The sequence below is a fragment of the Polyangium sp. y55x31 genome, from assembly GCF_029946505.1.
GTDB lineage: Bacteria > Myxococcota_A > Polyangia > Polyangiales > Polyangiaceae > Polyangium.
The window spans coordinates 71,415-89,382 of the sequence record NZ_JARZHG010000019.1 but is presented as its reverse complement, the minus strand read 5'-3'; the positions used below and the strand labels follow the sequence as shown (position 1 = coordinate 89,382).

At 66.7% G+C, this 17,968-nt stretch carries 15 protein-coding genes and 3 pseudogenes; 6 read left to right on the top strand and 12 right to left on the bottom strand.

Going from position 1 to position 17,968, the window contains the following annotated elements:
- Positions 1 to 28: 28 nt before the first annotated feature.
- A complete protein-coding gene (locus QHF84_RS28970) occupies positions 29 to 466 on the top strand; it encodes an STAS/SEC14 domain-containing protein (protein WP_281316678.1) in 438 nt (145 codons plus the stop codon).
- A gap of 26 nt (positions 467 to 492) precedes the next feature.
- On the opposite strand, the gene QHF84_RS28965 is transcribed toward QHF84_RS28970, so the two are convergent.
- The 6 genes and pseudogenes from QHF84_RS28965 to QHF84_RS28940 form a co-directional block, all read right to left on the bottom strand.
- Complete coding sequence (locus QHF84_RS28965) at positions 493 to 1,032, bottom strand: GNAT family N-acetyltransferase (protein WP_281316677.1); 540 nt, start codon at positions 1,030 to 1,032, stop codon at positions 493 to 495.
- 404 nt (positions 1,033 to 1,436) lie between these two features.
- Positions 1,437 to 2,375 carry a sterol desaturase family protein gene (locus QHF84_RS28960; protein WP_281316676.1) on the bottom strand — a complete coding sequence of 313 codons (939 nt, stop codon included), beginning with the start codon at positions 2,373 to 2,375 and terminating at the stop codon, positions 1,437 to 1,439.
- Positions 2,376 to 2,489: 114 nt separating this feature from the next.
- A pseudogene (locus tag QHF84_RS28955) lies at positions 2,490 to 2,738 on the bottom strand (reverse transcriptase domain-containing protein); the annotation flags it as partial.
- 176 nt (positions 2,739 to 2,914) lie between these two features.
- The gene (locus tag QHF84_RS28950) at positions 2,915 to 3,409 is read right to left on the bottom strand and encodes a macro domain-containing protein (RefSeq protein ID WP_281316675.1); all 495 of its coding nucleotides are present in this window, start codon (positions 3,407 to 3,409) and stop codon (positions 2,915 to 2,917) included.
- A 150-nt stretch (positions 3,410 to 3,559) separates the two neighbouring features.
- Positions 3,560 to 3,931, bottom strand: coding sequence for a hypothetical protein (locus tag QHF84_RS28945; protein WP_281316674.1), 372 nt, complete (start codon positions 3,929 to 3,931; stop codon positions 3,560 to 3,562).
- A gap of 273 nt (positions 3,932 to 4,204) precedes the next feature.
- On the bottom strand, positions 4,205 to 5,971 hold the full coding sequence (locus tag QHF84_RS28940; RefSeq protein ID WP_281316673.1) for an FG-GAP repeat protein: 1,767 nt from the start codon (positions 5,969 to 5,971) through the stop codon (positions 4,205 to 4,207).
- Positions 5,972 to 6,023: 52 nt separating this feature from the next.
- Here QHF84_RS28940 and QHF84_RS28935 point away from each other — a divergent pair, with 52 nt between their 5' ends.
- Positions 6,024 to 7,619: a hypothetical protein gene (locus QHF84_RS28935; RefSeq protein WP_281316672.1), complete on the top strand. Its 1,596-nt coding sequence runs from the start codon at positions 6,024 to 6,026 to the stop codon at positions 7,617 to 7,619.
- 945 nt (positions 7,620 to 8,564) lie between these two features.
- Here QHF84_RS28935 and QHF84_RS28930 read toward each other — a convergent pair.
- The 4 genes and pseudogenes from QHF84_RS28930 to QHF84_RS50285 form a co-directional block, all read right to left on the bottom strand.
- A complete protein-coding gene (locus tag QHF84_RS28930) occupies positions 8,565 to 9,221 on the bottom strand; it encodes a TMEM175 family protein (protein WP_281316771.1) in 657 nt (218 codons plus the stop codon).
- A gap of 159 nt (positions 9,222 to 9,380) precedes the next feature.
- Positions 9,381 to 10,454, bottom strand: a complete 1,074-nt coding sequence (locus QHF84_RS28925; RefSeq protein ID WP_281316671.1) for an acyl-CoA desaturase — start codon at positions 10,452 to 10,454, stop codon at positions 9,381 to 9,383.
- 15 nt (positions 10,455 to 10,469) lie between these two features.
- Complete coding sequence (locus QHF84_RS28920; RefSeq protein ID WP_281316670.1) at positions 10,470 to 11,567, bottom strand: ferredoxin reductase; 1,098 nt, start codon at positions 11,565 to 11,567, stop codon at positions 10,470 to 10,472.
- A gap of 430 nt (positions 11,568 to 11,997) precedes the next feature.
- Positions 11,998 to 12,096: pseudogene (locus QHF84_RS50285) on the bottom strand (aldo/keto reductase); the annotation flags it as partial.
- Between QHF84_RS50285 and QHF84_RS28915 the strand changes: the two are divergent.
- A pseudogene (locus tag QHF84_RS28915) lies at positions 12,096 to 12,224 on the top strand (LysR family transcriptional regulator); the annotation flags it as partial. The pseudogenes QHF84_RS50285 and QHF84_RS28915 overlap by 1 nt on opposite strands.
- Before the next feature lie 1,865 nt (positions 12,225 to 14,089).
- Here the strand turns inward: QHF84_RS28915 and QHF84_RS28910 are convergent.
- Positions 14,090 to 14,548 (bottom strand): hypothetical protein, encoded by a 459-nt coding sequence (locus tag QHF84_RS28910; RefSeq protein WP_281316668.1) that lies wholly within the window; start codon positions 14,546 to 14,548, stop codon positions 14,090 to 14,092.
- 24 nt (positions 14,549 to 14,572) lie between these two features.
- Positions 14,573 to 15,724, bottom strand: a complete 1,152-nt coding sequence (locus QHF84_RS28905) for a zinc-dependent alcohol dehydrogenase (RefSeq protein ID WP_281316667.1) — start codon at positions 15,722 to 15,724, stop codon at positions 14,573 to 14,575.
- 440 nt (positions 15,725 to 16,164) lie between these two features.
- Here QHF84_RS28905 and QHF84_RS28900 point away from each other — a divergent pair, with 440 nt between their 5' ends.
- Genes QHF84_RS28900 through QHF84_RS28890 form a run of 3 tightly spaced genes read left to right on the top strand, consistent with a single transcriptional unit; the run spans position 16,165 to position 17,862 of the window.
- Positions 16,165 to 16,659, top strand: a complete 495-nt coding sequence (locus tag QHF84_RS28900; protein WP_281316666.1) for an SDR family NAD(P)-dependent oxidoreductase — start codon at positions 16,165 to 16,167, stop codon at positions 16,657 to 16,659.
- A gap of 28 nt (positions 16,660 to 16,687) precedes the next feature.
- Positions 16,688 to 17,263 carry a redoxin domain-containing protein gene (locus tag QHF84_RS28895; RefSeq protein WP_281316665.1) on the top strand — a complete coding sequence of 192 codons (576 nt, stop codon included), beginning with the start codon at positions 16,688 to 16,690 and terminating at the stop codon, positions 17,261 to 17,263.
- Entirely contained in the window at positions 17,260 to 17,862 is a 603-nt protein-coding gene (locus QHF84_RS28890; RefSeq protein WP_281316664.1) for a thioredoxin domain-containing protein, read from the top strand. The genes QHF84_RS28895 and QHF84_RS28890 overlap by 4 nt, the downstream gene beginning before the upstream one ends.
- The last annotated feature ends 106 nt before the right edge of the window (positions 17,863 to 17,968 follow it).

The window sequence follows — 17,968 nt, the reverse complement described above, 5'->3', positions numbered from 1 at the left end:
CGGGAACGAAGGATGGAGGTGGAGCGGCATGGATGATACCTGGGAGCGCGTCGGCGCGCACCGCCACCGTTTCGAGGCGCCCGATCTCCTTCACACCATCGCCGTCGGCCCCATCTCCCGCGACGAGTTCGCGACGGCGCTCGACGTGATCGAGCTTCACGGCAAGCGGGGCCCGATTTTCTGGCTCGTCGACCTCACGGACCTCGACGGCATCGCGCCGGAGGCCCGGCGCCTGCTCTCGGAGCGGGACGCCCGCGCGTATCTGCGCGGGATCGTGCTCATCGGCGGCGGCTTTTCGCAGCGGGTGCTCGCGACGCTGGCCCTCAAGGCCGTGCGGCTGTTCTGGCGCCACAAGACCCACGTGCCGTTCGTCTTCCTCGCGAACGAGCGCGAGGCGCGCGCGTGGATCGAGGCCGAACGGCGCGCGCCCCCCGCCCCCCGCGCGAAAGCCCCCTCGATCCCCTGATCGACGCCCCATCGAGCGGACCCGGCTCAGGCGCCGCGGTGGGCGATCATCAAGAGCGCCTGGCCATCCGGCGTCTCGATCACCGACACGTCGCGGAAGCCCGCTTTCCGATAACACGCCACCGCGCGGCCATTCGTCGGTTCCGGATCGGTCTGCACCTTGGTCACGCGCGGGTCGGCGAACAGGAATTCGAGAAACGCGCGGATCATGCGGGTGCCGAGGCCTTTGCCGATACGATCGGCGTCGGCGATGAACTGGTCGATGCCGAGCGCGCACGGGTCCGTCTCGTCGAGCCACCAGCCGTCGGCCTGGCTCGCCATGACACGATAGGCCTGGATGAAGCCGAACGGCTTTCCATCCTCGCACGCGAAGTACGGAATGGTGCCGCTCTCGGCGTCGAGCGGCGAGGTGTCGGCGGCTCCGACGCTCGGGAGGTAATCATCGCGGAGCTCGTCGAGGGTCGGCGTGGGCTGCCACCATTCGGCGACGTGGGGCCGCGTGAGCCAGGCGTGCATCAAGGGGAGATCGGCCTCGGTGAGGGCGCGGAAGGTGATGGGCGGAGGCATGGGGGAAGCCTACCTTGAAAGATGCGTCTCCGCGCGGCGTATTCGAGGCGTGGCCTGCCGACGAACCGCCGTTGCCAAAAGCCCGATCCGCCACCGGAGCCCTACGCGCTCCCCCCCGACATCCCCGCCCTCGGGAAGCACCGCGGGCTCGCCGCGACGCATGCCGCCTCCCGGTCACGTGTGCCGCGCGCCCCTTCGCCCGCGGCGCGCGTCCCTCTCGAACCGTCCCCGGCAGCCTACCCACCCGTCGGAAGCGACGCGCCCTCGGCCGCAGGCGTGACGGGCGCCAGCGGCGAGGGTGCCGCCGCGTCGTCCTCGTCGGCCTCACGGCTGCCAACGTGGTTCCCTCGAGCGCTATCGCTCAAGCGACCACGTGGCTATACCTCCGGCCCGAGCAGCGAGCCTCAGGGGTGGCGCTTGCGCCAATGGTCCGAGCGAAACGGGACGAGGAGCTGGCCGACGTAGCTCTCGGGAAATTCCGCCGCATCCTCGCCGAGTCCCACGTCCTCGGGTGGAGCGACGTCGGGGCGGAAGCGATAGCTCCCGAAGACGTGATCCCAGAGCATCACCCTCGGACTGTAATTGGCATCGGCCTCGTGGCGGCGGGGCGAATGGTGCCAGCGATGAACACGCGCGGTGCTGAAAAACAGATCGAGAAAGCCGGTGCGAAGATCGATGTTCGAGTGCTGCAGCATGCCGTGCGCGCCGGAGAAGGCCGCCATCAGCGCGAGAGGCTCATCACCGACGCCGAGCAACGAAAGCGGCGTGAAGGCGGCGACCGCGCTGATCAGGTTGTCGAGCGGGTGGGTGCGGGCGAAGTTCCACCAATAGATCCGAAGCGAGCTGTGGTGCACCGAGTGCACGCGCCACAAGGGGGCCCAGATATGCTCGAGTCGGTGGATCCAATACCAGGGCAGCTCGAACACCACCACGGCGAGCAGCGCTTGCAGCGGGAGGGGCCAACCGTGCGGCCAGAGGCGTGTGCCGAGCCGAGATGAAAGCGCCTCTCCGAGCGGGGCAAACACGCCGACGGCGACGAGCGTGCCGACGTCGAAGGCGCGATTGGAGAGGGCGAGGTGCCAGAAATCGGTGAGCCGGTCACCGTGCGGCTTCGCCCAAACTCGCGAATACGGGATGATCCACTCGAGCAAGGTGACGAGCACCGCGGCCACCAAGACGACCACGACGCCGACAGCCCAGGCTGGCCAATGTCGCGCGATGGCCCAGAGGCCAAACGCGATAGCGAAGCCGGTCATCGCCGGATATGCGAGATACGAGAGCGAGAGTCGCAATGTGTTCGTGAACGACATCTTCTCTTCAGCGACGCCCGTTCGAGCTGCCATACCCTGTGCAGCGAGTAGAACATGCGCACGGGGAGTGCGTCAAGCGACCTCATTGGTATCATGTCACTGAGCCATCACTCGGCAGAATCCGCAGGTTCGACCTCGCGGCGGAAAATCGTCGGCATACCGCACGATGATCACGTCGCCGGTGGCGTGCCGGCGTTCTCCACTGCTGGGCCCATAGGTCGAGAACGTAGTGCAGGTAGATGTTCGCCAGGAGCGGCGATATCGTCGCCCCCTGTGGCGTTCCCCGCCTGCGGTCAGCCAATGGCGACGAGCCGCTTCCTGTCCGCGATCCTGTGCTCGACGAACGAATCTCACCAGCCATCCGTGGTCGATGGCATCGAAATAACCACGGATGTCCACCGTGCAGGGCGAGGAGAGGCTGCCCATGCCTTCGGCAATGTTGACCTTTCGCCAATCGGCGACGCCGGCGCTGGTGCTGGAAGGAACCGTGAAGCTGTCCACACGCCCAACGCCAGCGGGGGCGGCGGAGGCTTGGGCGAAGGCCGCAGCGAGGTCGCTGTGAGCCTGAATCGTCAGGCCCTCACGCCCATGGCGTCCACGTAGGCCGCCATCATCTCACGCGCTGCGTCGATAGGTTCGACCCCGCCGACGCCTGTCGCGAGCCCCGGACAGTAGAGGTCTCCGATTTCGCTCTCGCGGGCTGCGGCTCGGAATGCCGCGCGAAGGGCGCGGTAAGCGTGGGAGGCTGGGACGTGCTCCGGCATGAGCATGGTGGGTGCAAGGATGACGTACGGCACACGAGCGTGCCCCGTCGGGACGATCTCGGCAGCGCCCACGGGAAGGAAGCCCTCCGGCCTGCGAGCAACGACGTCGTAGACGAGCCTCTCGAGGGCCGGCCCGAAGAAGGCTGCGTACGCACGGTCCACACCACCATCCATGAATCCGTAGCCATTCGCAGGGGAAACCACGGCCGTCGTGGCGACCGCCAAGATGTCGCCGCAGAGAACTTCGACGTCCGGAAACCGTTGGAACTCGCCCCGCCAGGCGGCTACCAGCGTTTCATTCATGTCAACCAAGTGCAAACGCATGTGCAATGCCATCCGATCTATTCAGGTGCAGCGCATCGTTAGCCGGCTCCAGGATCTGCAAGGAACCGCCGCTTCTCTCCGCGAAGCGCCCGTCGACATCAGAACCTGGTTGGGCAATTGCTCCGATGGTCATTTTACGCGCACCACACCAGCCCGCAGGAGTGCTGGATTGCGCTCGACGAAGTTCGCTCGATAGGCGTCGTTCGTGAACTCGAGAATGACGTGCCTGATATCGCCACTCATCCACCGGCGCCGAACGCCAACCAAGCGGATGGGTTGAAACGCCGTCGTCTGACCATTGCGAGGGCGCCGGATGGCCCCGTACCACAGCAACGGCCAGAGCGCCGTGAGACTGATGCTGATCCAGAGCGTGAGCTCGATCCGTTTTGGCCCCGTCTCGACGAACATACCGGCGATGGGCCAGCTTGGAAACAATGCGACAAGGAACACCAGAAAGGTGAGCAAGGCGAGGCTCATCAGCGTGGGAGCGAGGCGATTCATCGTCCGGGTACATCGCGGGCACGAGGGCAAGCGGATGGGAAGCGTGACTTCACTCCCGAACACGACCGGAAAGGGCACGAAGGTGGTCCTGACGAGGCGCGCATCTACCCACGATATGCTCTCGGTCGCACCGCAGTTGCAGCACGACTCGGGGAGCTCCAAAGCGAGGCCCCCCGGGCGTCCTTCGATCGAAATCTCATGCGTGAAGTGGAAGTGCATCGCGCGCCGTCTTCAAGAGCCCATGATTGTTTCCGACATGTACAGAACCGGCGCTCAACGCCGCCCCCGCGAACGCCGAGCCGCCGTCGCGGCGAGCGCGAGCATCATGAGTCCGGAGAGCTCGCCCAGCCCCGAACCGTTCCCTGGAACGCCACACGCGCAGGACGCCTCCGAGACGACCGCGCACTCCGGATCCTCGGGGTTGATCAAGGCATATTCGCACATACCCGTCGACGTATTGCATGACCCCGGCAGGTGACACGCATCCGGCGCGGCGCACGAGAGCGGCTCGCCTGCGCATCCCCCTTCCACGCAGACGTCGCCCTCGGTGCACGCATTGCCGTCGTCGCACGTGGTGCCTGCCGGATGCCTCTCGCACGCCCCGCCGCCATTACACATGCCCGTCGTTCCGCAGGTCTCGGGCGCCTGCGCCGCGCACTCCGCGTCGGGATCGGTCCCCGCCGCGATGGGGCCGCAGATGCCGTCGATGCCGTCGCCCTTCGAGGCCCCGACGCACGCCACGCACGTGCCCTCGCACAACGTGTCGCAGCAGACGCCATCCGTGCAGAAGCCACTCGCGCAAACCGCATGTTTGTCGCAGGGGGTGCCATTCTCGAGCCCCGGCGCAAGCGTGAGGATGTAAGCCGTGCCCTCGTTCCCGGGGGTATTTTCATGTGGCGCGCCGATGAGCAGCGTGTCGCCCGACAGCGAAACGGAGGCGCCGAACGCCCCGTTCCCATCCACGGGCTGCTCCTTCGGGGTGACGACGGATTCGAGCTCCCACGCTCCCGCCGAGCGGCGGAAGGTATGGGCACGGTACGCGGAAGTCCCCGCGTAGAGGATGCTCGATCCCACGAGGAGCCGGTCGCCCTCGAGCGCCAGCGCCGCGCCGAAATAGTCCCATCCGAGCTGCGGGGTGGGCCAGGGCTCGGCCACCTGGATCCAGTCGCCGCCGACCCGCGAGAAGATCCGGCACCCGGCGCCACCTCCGAGCGCCAGGGTGTCCCCTTCCAGCGCCACCGCCCGGAGGTTGATGTCCGTCGGGATCTCCGCATCCTCGCTCCACGTGCTCCCTGCACGCGTGAAGGCGCGCGCCCCGAACCCGTGCGCGACGACGAGCATATCTCCCGACAAACCGATGGCAGACACGTTTCCCTCGCTGCCGAGCCCGCTCGGGACGAGCCGGGCCTCCTGCGTCCAGGTGCCTCCCTGCAAAACGAAGACGTAGACCGCGCCGACGTCGCCGCTGCGCGGATCCATGACGACGAGCCGATCCCCCGAGAGCACGACGTTCCACCCGAACTCGCGGGACCCGAGCCCGTCCGCAGCCACGACCTTCCCCTCCAAGGTCCATACGCCCCCTTGCCGCGTGTACGAAAAGACGGCGCCCGGGAGCTCGTCGATGTAGGGCGCGCCCACGGCGAGCCGATCCCCGGCGAGGGCCACCGAATCCCCAAATTCGTCGTAGTAGGCCGTGCCGGGCGCTTTGAGCTCGGCCACCTCGCTCCAGGTGGCGCCGCTCCGCTCGAACAGGTAGACGGCACCGACATGGTCGTCCGAACCGGCGGACCAAAGCATGCCTACCGCCGCGGTGTCCCCGTCGATCGCCGCTGAGATACCAAAACGCCCGTCCGGGTGGGGCTTGCTCGGGATGAGCTTCGCCTGCTCGACGCCCATGAGCAGCGGCTGGACGGCGCGGGCGATCTCGGGCTCCTTCTCGAATGAGGCGTTCCTCCCCTCACCACAACCGGCCGCGGCGCAAACCACGACCATCGCCGAGGCCCCCCAACGGACGATCGTACCCCGGGTTCGCTCCCGCATTCGCGCATCCTACGCGATTTTCTTTGCGCGCGGCCAGGGCTACCATGTGGTCATGGTGAACCGCGCGCTGGGCGTGCTCCGTCTGCTCTTTCTCGCGATGCTCGCCTCCGCGATGCCCGGCTGCAGCTCGCACGTCGAGCAGGCCGGCGTCTGCGAGCCGCACGTGCAGGAGCTCTGTTATACCGGCCCGGAAGGCACCGAGGGCGTAGGCCAATGCCGCGCCGGCCTCCGGACGTGCGCGGACGACGGGAGCGGCTTCGGCCCGTGCACGGGGGAGATTTTGCCGGCCTTCGAGGCATGCTCCACCCCGGGGGACGAGGATTGTGACGGCATGTCGGCCGTCTGCACCGGAGAGACCTCGTGGGCGAAGCGCTTCGTGGGTCCCGATGCCGGATTCGTGCGAAGCGCGGCAGCCACGGACGCCGGCGGGATCGTCCTCGGTGTCGAGCTCGGCGGCGCCCTCGACGTCGGCGGCCCCGTGGGCGTCGTCGAATCGGCCTTCGGGTACGGGGCCTGCGTGCTCGAGATCGGCGCGGAGGGCAATCCACTCGCCGCGGAGGTCCTCGATGGAGACGGCTGGAAGCTCTTCGTCACCCATGCGGCGGGCCGAACCTCCGGCGTCGTGAGTTTTCAGAGCCCGGTCACGCTCGCCGGGGAGACGTTCACCTCGGTCGGCACCCAGGACGCGCTCTTCTTTTCGCTCGATCCGGCCGGCGACGTCGTGTTCCGGAAGCATATCAGCGCCACGGATTGGCTGGTCGTCGACGCGATCGGTTCGAACGCGGCGAGGGATCTGCTCCTCGGGGGCGACACGTCCGCGAGCTCCCTCGACCTCGGCGGCGGACCTCTGGTGGATGCCGACAGCGTCACGTTCCTCGGCCGTTTCGACGCAGCGGGGAACCACATCTTCAGCAAGACCCTGCCGCCGGTGCAGGTGCGCTCCACCCGATTCGATCCGCAAGGAAACATTTTCCTCTCGGGGTACATGTTCGATTCGGCGAACTTCGGAGGCGAAACGCTGACGAGCGTGGGACAGGAGGACTATTTCGTGGTGAAGCTCGGCCCCTCCGGCGAGCACCTCTGGAGCAAGCGCTTCGGCGGGAGCGGCATCAACCACTATTCCTATCTCACGACCGAGCCGGACACCGCGGGCAACGTTTATCTGACAGGCGTATTCAGCGACACCTGGGATTTCGGCGGCGGACCGGTCACGTCCAAGGCCCCCGAGGGGGAAGGGGACGCTTTTTTGGCCAAGCTGGATCCGAACGGAAATTACCTTTGGGGCAAGTTCTTCGGGAATGGTCAATACCAGTTCGCCCACGCCATCACCACAGACCCGAGCGGGAGCGTGATCCTCGGAGGGAGCTTCGGAGGGACGGTGGATCTCGGCTCGGGCGTGCTCCAGGCATCGTCGCCGCTCTCGGCGGACATCTTCGTCGCCAAGTTCTCGCCCGACGGCGAACCCTTGTGGAGCCGGCGGTTCGGGGAAGGCAATGCCCTCGGCCTCTCCCTGGACGGGCTCGTCGCGGCCCCGTCGGGGCACGTATACATGGCAGGGACGGTCCACGGGGACATCGATTTCGGCGCCGGCGTCCTCGAAGCCACCCACACAGGGATGGACGTGTTCGTCGTGAAGCTCGACCCGTGAAGGGTCCGAGCGAAAGCGAGCACTATCCATGGAATGCCAGCGGCACGCTTCCTGACGTTTTCGCGTGAGGATTGAACCTGTCTGCGAGAATCGCGCGGGGAGACCGGACGTTGAACGCGGCGGGCCCTGACGCCGACGGCATCGACCAGGCGCCCACGTACGCGGACGGTGTGAAGAAGCGGCTTACGACCAAATGAGCGCGTCCGTGGGTTGGCGAAAGGTCAACGATGCATATGCTCGTCAGTTGACCGCAGACTGAGATTCTGAGCCATTTCATAACGTCAAGCGTTCTTCAGGCGAAAGCTCCCTATTGCGTCTGCAATGTTAACCTTTCACCAAACGGCGAGACCGCCTCTAGTTTTGGAAGGAATGGTGCGACTTCCCACGCGCCCGACGCCCGCGGGTGCGGCGGAGGCGTGGGCAGAGGCTGAAAACGCAAAGGGGCACCTGTGCGCCTGCGGGTGCGGGGGGCGGGTCGTGGTGAAGCCGTGGCACCACTGCGTGGGGATCCCGCGGTTCATCCGGTGGCATCAGCTGGAGGTGTGTTCAGCGTGGGCGGAAGCGGAGAACGCGAAGGGGCTGCATGTCTGCGCTTGCGAGTGCGGGAAGCGTATCCGGGTGCTACCGCGGCACCACACCACCGGGATTCCGCGGTATCTGCGGGGGCACTACGAGCGGCGTCGTTGTTCGAAAGATTGACGAATACGCCGCCATCGACCGGTGCTTTGCCCGCGGTGAGGATCGCGTGCAATGCCATTTGCTGCATCCTGACCTACAGGTCGGTCTGGCGGCGGAACGGCTGTTCGGGCTGATGGAGGACGAGGGCGCTCCTTGGCGGGTGTGTCGGAAGCCCCCGACGAGGGCCCATTCGAAGAGGTTCCTCGGGGCGCGAGGACGACCTCGCATGGCGCAGCCGAGCTCGCCTCGCCTCTTGCTGCGGAAGAATCACCTCTCGCGAGGGCGGGACCTCTTCCGCTTGGCGTAGATGCTCGGCAACATGCCGTACACGAGCGGCACGAGTGCATAGACCACAACGCTGAGGACAGTATTCATGAACGAGAGCCCTATGGCGACCAGATAGATCACCGGTGTGGTGAGCGAGCGGCGTAGGTGCATCTCGACGTCCTCCACATCAATGTGAGGATCGACCAGCCGCCGATTCATGGCCGCGTAACGCCACGTCGCATGGTGGACGAGGCTGATGGCAAGGAGGTGCGCGCCGTAGAGCACCACGACCGACTGCTGCTCCAGGTACCGGCCGATCAGCGTCGTGGTGAAGGGGACGGTCGCGATGAGCATGAGGAACAGCATGGTCATCCACAAGAGGGCTTGATCGGCGCGCTTGATGAAATGAAATTGCTCGTGCTGCGCCACCCAGGACATCCCCAGCATGACGAAGCTCACGAAATAACCAAGGAAATTCGGCCACAAGCGGAGCAGCGCACGCGGTACGTCCAGGGCTGTGGGTTGATCGATCTCCGGCACGGGTATCTCGAGGACGAGGATCGTCATCACGATGCCGAAGGCCGCATCACTCAGGGCCTCGATCCGACTGGTCCGGAGGCTCGACGCGAATTCGTGCGGGACGGGTGGGAGCGCCATTGGATGCGATAAGCTTACCAGATGGGTGCGCACACGCGTAGCGCCGGTCTCGCCGTTTCGTGCGCGGTGAGCCCTTCGTGCCCCGACGGCCTGGGCGGAGGCGTTCGGTGAACGGCTTTTCTTGGAGCGTCGCGATGCAGTCCCGGCGTTCCCCGAACGTTAGTGCATTCGAGCTGGACGCGCGCGCGAGGGGAGTGCGTTTTCGAGGATTTGTCTGGCCACGCTCGTGAGCTGCGCCCGGAAGCTACCGGTGTTGTAGCTCTGCCCATACCGTTCGCAGATCGCGCGCACGCGCGGCGCGAACTCCGGGTAGCGGCAGGCGGGGAGATCGGGGAACAGGTGGTGCTCGATCTGGTGGCTGAGGTGGCCACTCAACACGTGGAACAGGCGACCGCCTTCGATGTTCGCCGACCCGTGAATCTGGCGCAGGTACCAGGCACCGCGTGGTTCGTCCCGGGTCTCCTGCTCGTGATAGATACGCACCCCTTCCGGGAAGTGCCCGCAGAAGATGACCGCGAAGGCCCACACGTTGCGGATCCCATTGGCGATGAGGTTTCCGAGCGCGACCCGTGGCGCGTTCGCCAGCGCCAATCCCGGAAAGAACACGTAGTCCTTGAACAGTTGTCGCGCGCCCTTGGCCAGGAATGGCCGCGCACGGGTCCAGAGTTCGGCGACGGGCTGGCGGCCGGCGATGGTGTCGTCGAGGCGCAGCGCATGAGCCCCGATGCCCCACTGGAACAGGAATGCGAGCCCCACCGCAACGAATGGCTGTATGATATGGGCCGGATTCCACGGCTGTTCCGACGTCACCCGAAGAAAGCCGTAGCCCACGTCGCGGTCGCGACCGAGGATGTTGGTGAACGTGTGGTGCTCGAAGTTGTGGTACTCGCGCCACTGGTGGGCGGCGCAGGCCATGTCCCAATCGTAGGTTTCGCCGTCGAGCTCGGGATCGTGCGTCCAATCGTATTGGCCGTGCATCACGTTGTGCCCGATCTCCATGTTCTCGAGGATCTTGGCCAGGCCGAGTGCTCCGCTGCCGAGCGCGAAAGTGACGGGATCGATCCCGACGTGGAGGAGCAACCGGCCGGCGGCCTCCGAGTAACGCATGGTGCGCACCACGCCGCGAATGTGATCGACATCGCGTTGTCCGCGCTGGTTGAGAACTTCTTGGCGAAGCGAATCGAGCTCGCGGCCGAAGGCGTCGATTTCGTGGGGGGTGAGGACGCGGTTCATCGGAGGCCTGTCGGATCAGAGGACGAGCGTGAGATCAGAGCGGGCGATGGACACGCAAAGGCGGATGTCGTCGTCGGGTTCGTTGGAGATCGCGCCGGTCAGGACGTTTTCGACCACCCCGCTCCGCTTGGCGCACCGGCAGGTGTTGCAGATGCCCATGCGGCAGCCGTATTCGAGGCGTTCACCGGCCTGCTCCAGCTCGTCGAGCAGTGTCCCGCGACCGGTGGTGGTAATGGATCGTTTCGAGCGACCGAGGTGAATCAGCGCGCCTGCGCCGGGCGCCGCTGCGGCAGGTTTGGCGACGACGAATCGCTCGTGATGCAACCGTCCTTCGAGACCCACGAACGCGGGCGCGACGGCGTCCATCATGCCGGTCGGGCCACAAAGGAACGTCTCGCGGTGGGCGAGGTCGGGGACCAACACCCAGAGCTGTGTGGCATCGAGTCGTGGCGACTCGTCGTCGAGGTGGAGCACCACCCGGAGCCCGGGGTGCAACGCCCCCAGACGCGCGAGCTCGCTGGCGAAGAGGACGTCTCGTCGCGAACGCGCGGCGTGGAGATAAGTCACGTCCTCGAGCGCGCGCCGATGGGCAAGGTCGCGGAGAATCGCGATCAGCGGTGTCGCCCCGCTGCCGCCGCTCAGGAGGAGGAGCTTCGCGGGCGTCGCCGCGGGGAGGACGAAGTCGCCGGAGGGCGCGCCGAGGCGAACGAAGTCGCCTGCGTGAAGACGTGTATGCATCCAGTTCGAGACGCGGCCGCCGGGGACTCTCTTGACGGTGATCTCGACGTGGGGGTCGTTCGGTGGGGAGGAGATCGAATAACAACGACGGAGGCGTATGCCGTCCACCTCGATCTCGATCGGTACCCATTGCCCTGGCAGGTGACCGGGCCATACTCGGGGTGCGAGCACGAATGTCTTCACGTCGTGGGTCACGTCGACCACCGAAAGGACGCGTGCGCGAAGCTCGACACGCGAGGCGACCGGAGCGAGCTCGTTGACCCAGAACCGGAACGGACGGTCGAGGAGCAACGCGCGGCTGACACGCTGCGTGGTGCGAAGGGCAAACGAAGCAATACGCGCCACGTGCGGCGCGCTCGTCGCGATCGTGTTCATCTGCACTCCTCGGTGGGGCGCGATGGGCACTGCCCTACACGTCCCCCCTGCCTCCACCCTGCCTCGTGCCCACAAACCTACGACCCGCAGGTGCGCCGACAAGATACGGTGCGTCACAATTCGTTCAGGAGAGAGCGCCTGTTTTTCTCGTTTAGCTCGGCCGCTCCGCCAGCCTACCCGCCACAGCCAGCGGCGCTCGTCAGCAAGCGGTGGGACGAGACGCAAACGGCAGGCGGCTCTGGGCTTTCCACGCTCGAAGCGCTCGATAGGCTGCTGGTCGACGCCGCCTCTCGTGTTGCAAGGAACGGTACGGCTTCCCGCGCGACCGACGCCCGCAGGTGCCGCGGAGGCGTGGGCGAAGGCCGAAAACGCGAGGGGGCACGTGTGTGCCTGCGGCTGTGGAGGGCGCATCGAGGTGAAGCCGTGGCGTGAACGGGCCGTAGACCTCGGCGGTGTCGAAGAAGGTGACGCCGCGTTCGACGGCCGTTCGAATCAGCGAGATCGCCTCCTGCTTTTCCGTGGGGGGGCCGGGTGCTCGAGCCCTACGCGCCCAGGGTCCCTGGCTATTTCTTCTACTACCCCAGCCGTGCGCAGAGCTCCCCAGCGCTGCGCCTCTTCGTGGACGTGGCCAAGGAGCTGCTCGTGCGCGCAAAGTGACCAAGACGGCGCCCCCACGACGCCAGACGAGCCGGTGCGTTTGGCGAAAGGTTAACGATGCAGCCATTCGTCACATCGACGCAGACGGAAACCTGAGCTGTATCATAATGTTAGCGTTCTTTAGGCGGGAGCTTCCCACCGCTTCGGCAATGTTGACCTTTCACCAAACGGCGATACCGCCTCTCGTGTTGGAAGGAACCGTGAAGCTGCCCACGCGGCCGACGCCCGCGGGGGCGGCGGAGGCGTGGGCGGCAGCCGAAAACGCGAAGGGGCACGTGTGTGCCTGCGGGTGCGGGGGCGGGATCGAGGTGAAGCCGTGGCACCACTGCGTGGGGATCCCACGATTCATCCGGTGGCATCAGCCGGATGTGTCTACAGCCTGGGCGGAGCCTGAGAACGCGAAGGGGCGGCGCGTGTGCGCTTGCGGGTGCGCCAAGCCGATCCGGGTGCTCCCGCGGCATCATCGGCCTGGCGTAGGGATACCGCGGTATCTGCGGGGGCACTACGACCGGCGTCGTCGCTGAAAGGGTTGACCCAGCGTCAACGGTCCACCCGACCCCTTCAGTACAGGGGTGGGTGAGGGACTGTTCTACCTGGCCCTGATATCGGGAACCGTCTGCTTCGGCTGGCAAATCCTCGTTGCGCTTCGCAGGGCGCACGGCGTGCGAATGGGGCGCGAGCGGCGGGGGATGGGCGGCTAACGCCCAGGGCCGGGGGCGTACGGTCGAAGAAATGGCCGTAGGCCGCTTGACCCTCTAGCCGACTCATCTCGACCGCTTGGCAGTCCGCCGCGGGGTGTGCGACTCAGGCACCGTCCGTGCTACGCGAATTGGCCCGCGCGTCCCCCGCTGTCCGACGAGCTCCAGAAACCGATAAGGCGTCACCACTTTGACTCTGGACGGTTGTCCACCACGGTTGCAGAAACCGGTCGTGGCGCTCGCCTCGCTCGCGGGGCTGCGGGCGAGTGGTGACCCACCGCCGCTCATGCGGAGCTCGGGCGGGGCCCCTCCGCGCCGCGCGTCGGCCTGCCTCCTCGCTCCCCGTGCGCCCGCCGGTGCCGGCGCGCGTACCCGTGCGGGATCACTCATCGCGAGGCACGTGTTGACGATGAGCCGACCGATCAACGCCGCCATACGCTCGTCGCGCTCCGTCACCGTCATCGGAAAGAGAGAAATCTCCGTGAGATCGTGCTCGGGCAGCGAGGGCGGCAAGAGCTGGGCGGTCGTCACCCCGAACCGCCAAAGGCACGCGGGGGAAGCGGCGCCACAACAGGTCGGCCATTTCGAGCAGGTACTTCTTCGTCGGAAGCGCGAGCATCTGGGGGACGCGCGCGCAGCGGGAAGTGGGTCGTGCGACGGCGAACCGCCAGGGATCGCTTTCGCAGGGCCCCGATGCGCGAACAGCAACGCAGTCTTTCGCTGAAGCTGCGCGGTCACTACGGGTATTACGGCATTGCCGGCAACTCGGAGGCAATCGGGCGCTTCTACCCGGCAAGGCGCAGCTCGACCTCATCCACCTCGAAGACGAGGTGAAGATCGAGATCGACGGCTTCGGACGCGGCTCGACGGAAGCTCGAGGAAAAACGCGGCCCGCTCACGGATTCGCGCCTCCGGGCCGAGCATTCGGCCTGGAAGATGGTGCTCGACGCTTATGCCGTCGCAAAGGCCCTCGCGCGCGTCGAGCCCGATGTGGGGCACGCGTTCGCCTTCATGGGAGACGCGTTGACGAAACGAGGAAAGAAGGCCTAACCCGAGGCCGCTGATCAGCCGCCCCCGGCAGGGGAAGACACCGGCGCCGAGGCGGATTCGCATTCACCGAGCGGCGCCGTCGCCCGTCAGGCGGTTATCGGACTTCCGCGCCGCCGATCAGGCGAATACGCGTTGCCAGAAGGTGCGCTTTCGCCCCCGGGCGAGCCCGATGCCCACGCCAATCGCGACGATCGGTAGCGCGACCGCCAGCCATTTCGGCGCGCTCGCGATCCGGTTTTCGATCACGTCGACGCGATCGGCCATGAGCAGCATCATCCACCGCCGCGCCTTGTGTTGCGGGACGGTGTACGCGAGGCGGCGGATCGCGCCGCTCAGGCCCTTGGGGGGCTGCGCGGTGCCGAAGGCCGGCGTGAGCGCATCGATCTCCATTCGCTTGAGCACCGGCACCGTCGGCACTTGCCTCTCGGGCGTGGTCCAATGCGCGCCCCCGACCGGGCGGGGCGCCGTCTCCATCGGCACGCCGGGCCGATCCTCGGGGCGATCGACGCCGCGATCCGGGACGCCGAGCGCGGTCGTGGAGCTGAATGAGGTCTGGGTGGTCTGCATCGTTGCCATGGCTCGTGTCTCCCTCGGGTGGCGTTACGCCGCGCGCGGCGGGACGATGACGCACTTGATGCACTCGTCCTGCTTCTTGGTGAAAATCTCGTAACCATAGGGGATCTCTTCAATCGACAGGCGATGCGAGATGATACCCTTCGCGTCGATACGCCCGGCGCGGATGTGCTCGAGCAGGTGCGGCATGTACCGCTTGACGTTGCATTGGTTCATCCGGAGCGTGAGCCCCTTGTTCATCGCGGTGCCGATCGGGATCATGTTCCACGGCGGGCCATACACGCCGATGAGAGAAATTTTTCCCCCCTTGCGGGCAGTGTTGATACACCACTCGATCGCCGTCGGCGCGCCGCCCTCGAGCTTGAGGATCTTCCCCAGCACGGTGTGCATGTGCGAGCCGGAGGCGTCGCAGCCGACCGCGTCGATACATACGTCCGCGCCGCGCCCGTCGGTCATTTTCTTGATGTGCAGGACGATATCGTCCACCTGCCGGTAGTTGACGGTCTCGACCTGCGCGTAGCGGCGCGCGAACGCCAGGCGATAGTCGACGTGATCGACCATGATCACGCGCCCCGCGCCCATGAGCCAGGCGCAACGCGCGATCAGGATGCCGACCGGGCCGGCGCCATAGACGACCACCGTGTCGCCGTCGACGATCTCGCCCATCTCCGCGCCCTGGTAGGCGGTCGGGAGGATGTCGCTCAGGAAGAGGACGTCCTCGTCGTCCATGTCGTCGGGGATCTTCATCGGCCCGACGTCCGCGAACGGGACGCGCACGTATTCGGCCTGGCCGCCGTCGTAGCCGCCGGTCGTGTGCGAGTAGCCGTAGACGCCGCAAGCCAGGTCTGCGTTCGGGTTCGTGTTCTCGCAGTTGGCGGTGAGGCCGCGCTTGCAGAAGTAGCAGGTGCCGCAGGAGATGTTGAACGGGACGACCACGCGGTCGCCGCGCTTCAGCGTCTGGACCGAGGGCCCGAGCTCTTCGACCACGCCGGTGAACTCGTGCCCGAAGGTGTGCCCCACGCGGGTATCGGGGATGAGCCCTTCATACAGGTGGATGTCGGATCCGCAGATCGCGGCCCGCGTGACGCGAAGGATCACGTCGTTCGGGTGCTCGATCCGCGGCTCGGGCTTGTTTTCGACCCGGACCCTCTTGGGGCCCTGGTACGTCATGGCTTGCATCGATATCGCCTCCGGGGCGCCGGTTTAGCAAGGCCCGGGCCGCGCCCACTCCGCCCAGGGCAAAGCGGGCGAGCCCAGGCGCGGCGGCCGTTCGAGGCGATGGCGACGATCGCGACTGAACACCCATCACCCGTGGCCGTCATTCGGCCCGCCTTGCCGCCCCGGGACATCGGTATGCCTACCAGCCTGGATCGGGAGCCTCTTGGGCGGCCTGCCTTGGGCCCGATCACCACGACTCGTCAAGCCCCTTAGCAGCTTATCCGAAGGCGCCCGACTATGCCTCGCCATAACGAGGGGCGTAACGTGGAAGGGGGAAGACGATGCTCGTACGAGGCGCGAGCCGCCGCTTGCTCGGGGCTCTGTTACCGCTGTTTTTCTTGTCCGCATGCCAGGCGGGGAGGGTCGTCGAGAGCGCCGGATCCACTGGCCCCAGCGGCGACATGCCGCGCGCGACACGTGACCCGATCCGCCGTACCCGGGAGCCCCGCGAAAAACGACGCGCACACAGTGAATGTGCTGTTTGCGCCTGCTTTACGATCGAAGCGCCCGGGCTGCGCACCCTCCGTGTCCTGTTCGCGCGCCTTCACTCGGCCGGGAAGGCGTTTCTCGATGCACACGGCGCTGCGTTCGTCACGGGGACCAGCAGCGGCATCGGCGCAGGAGTCGTCCTGGCTGCCCTGGCGGCGGGCGACCGCGTCGTCGCCACGGCGCGCAACCTGGAGGAGCTGCGGTCCGCGATTGGCCGGCCGGCGAACGACAGGCTCGCCTTCTTGCCGCTTCGAGTCACGAGCGAAGCGCAGGCGAAGCGGTCCATCGCCGCCGTGGTCGATTGGTTTGGCCGCATCGACGTGCAGGGGACCGCACATTCCACCGCTGTGGGGTGTCGTCGCCGCGGGACGGTCCCCATGTTGCGATTGAACGCGGTCAGCACCTGATCACATTGCGATTGAACGAGGTCAGCACATGGTCACTCTTGCTCCTCCCCCGCCTGCCTCCGGCATCCGCTCGCGCGGCCTGCCACCCGGCACGCGTGCACCCGATCTCGGCCTGCCAGCCACCCCCGACGGGCGTCGCATCACGCTCGCGGACGTCAAGGGCTCGCCGGTCGTCCTCATCTTTTACCCGGGGGACTTCACCCCCGTCTGCACCAACGAACTGGGGCTCTTCAACGAGCTGATGCCCGTGCTGGGCCAGTTCGGCGCGAAGGTGTTCGGCATCTCGTGCGACTCCCTCTGGAGCCACATCGCCTTCGCCAAGGAGCTCCACATCCAGATTCCGCTCCTCTCCGACTTCCATCCGAAGGGAGAGGTCTCGCGCCGCTACAACGTCTACCGCGAGGAGGACGTCGGCATCTGCGAGCGGGCGCTCTACGTCATCGACGGCAAGGGCGTCATCTACTGGAGCTACGTCTCGCCCATCGAGCTCAACCCCGGCGCGGACGGCGTCATCGACGCGCTCGAGCGGCTGACCGGCAAGCAGATGGAGTTCCCCACCTTCCAGCCACAACAGCAGCGACCTCAGCCGGAGGCACGGACATGAGCAGACTTCGTAGAAACGTGGACGCCAATGACTGGGCGAAGGGGCCGGCCGATGCCCCCGTCACCCTCCTGGAGTACGGCGACTTCGAGTGTCCCTTCTGTGGGCGCGCCTTCTGGGAGCTGAAGCGGCTCGAGAGCGCTGTCGGAGACCGGGTCCGCTTCGTCTTCCGCCACTTCCCCCTCACCCAGCTCCACCCGCACGCGCTGCTGGCCGCGGAGGCCGCCGAGGCCGCCGGCGCGCAGGGAAAGTTCTGGGAGATGCACGACGTGCTCTTCCAGAACCAGCAGAACCTGGAGGCTCCCGCGCTGCTGACGTACGCGGCCGACCTGGGGCTCGACATGGGCCGCTTCACGCGCGACCTCCAGGAGCACCGCTCCCTGCCGCAGATCCAGCGCGACTTCATCGAGGGCGTGCGCAGTGGCGTGAACGGCACCCCGACCTTCTTCATCAACGGGGAGCGCCACAACGGCGCCTACACGGCCGAGGCGCTGCTCGCCGCCATCGAGCGGCGGGCGGGGCCCGACATCGAGCCGATGACGGGGCTTCCCTGGGAAGGCGACCGCGTGCCGCGCATGGGCCGGCCCCAGTCGCACATGTAGGGGTCGCAGGGGCCCCGTGACGGCATCGCGACGAGAGTCCTCGGGGGCGAGCGCGAGCGTCAAGCGCGCGGACCAGCGGTACATGCAACCTCCACGCTTATCTCTC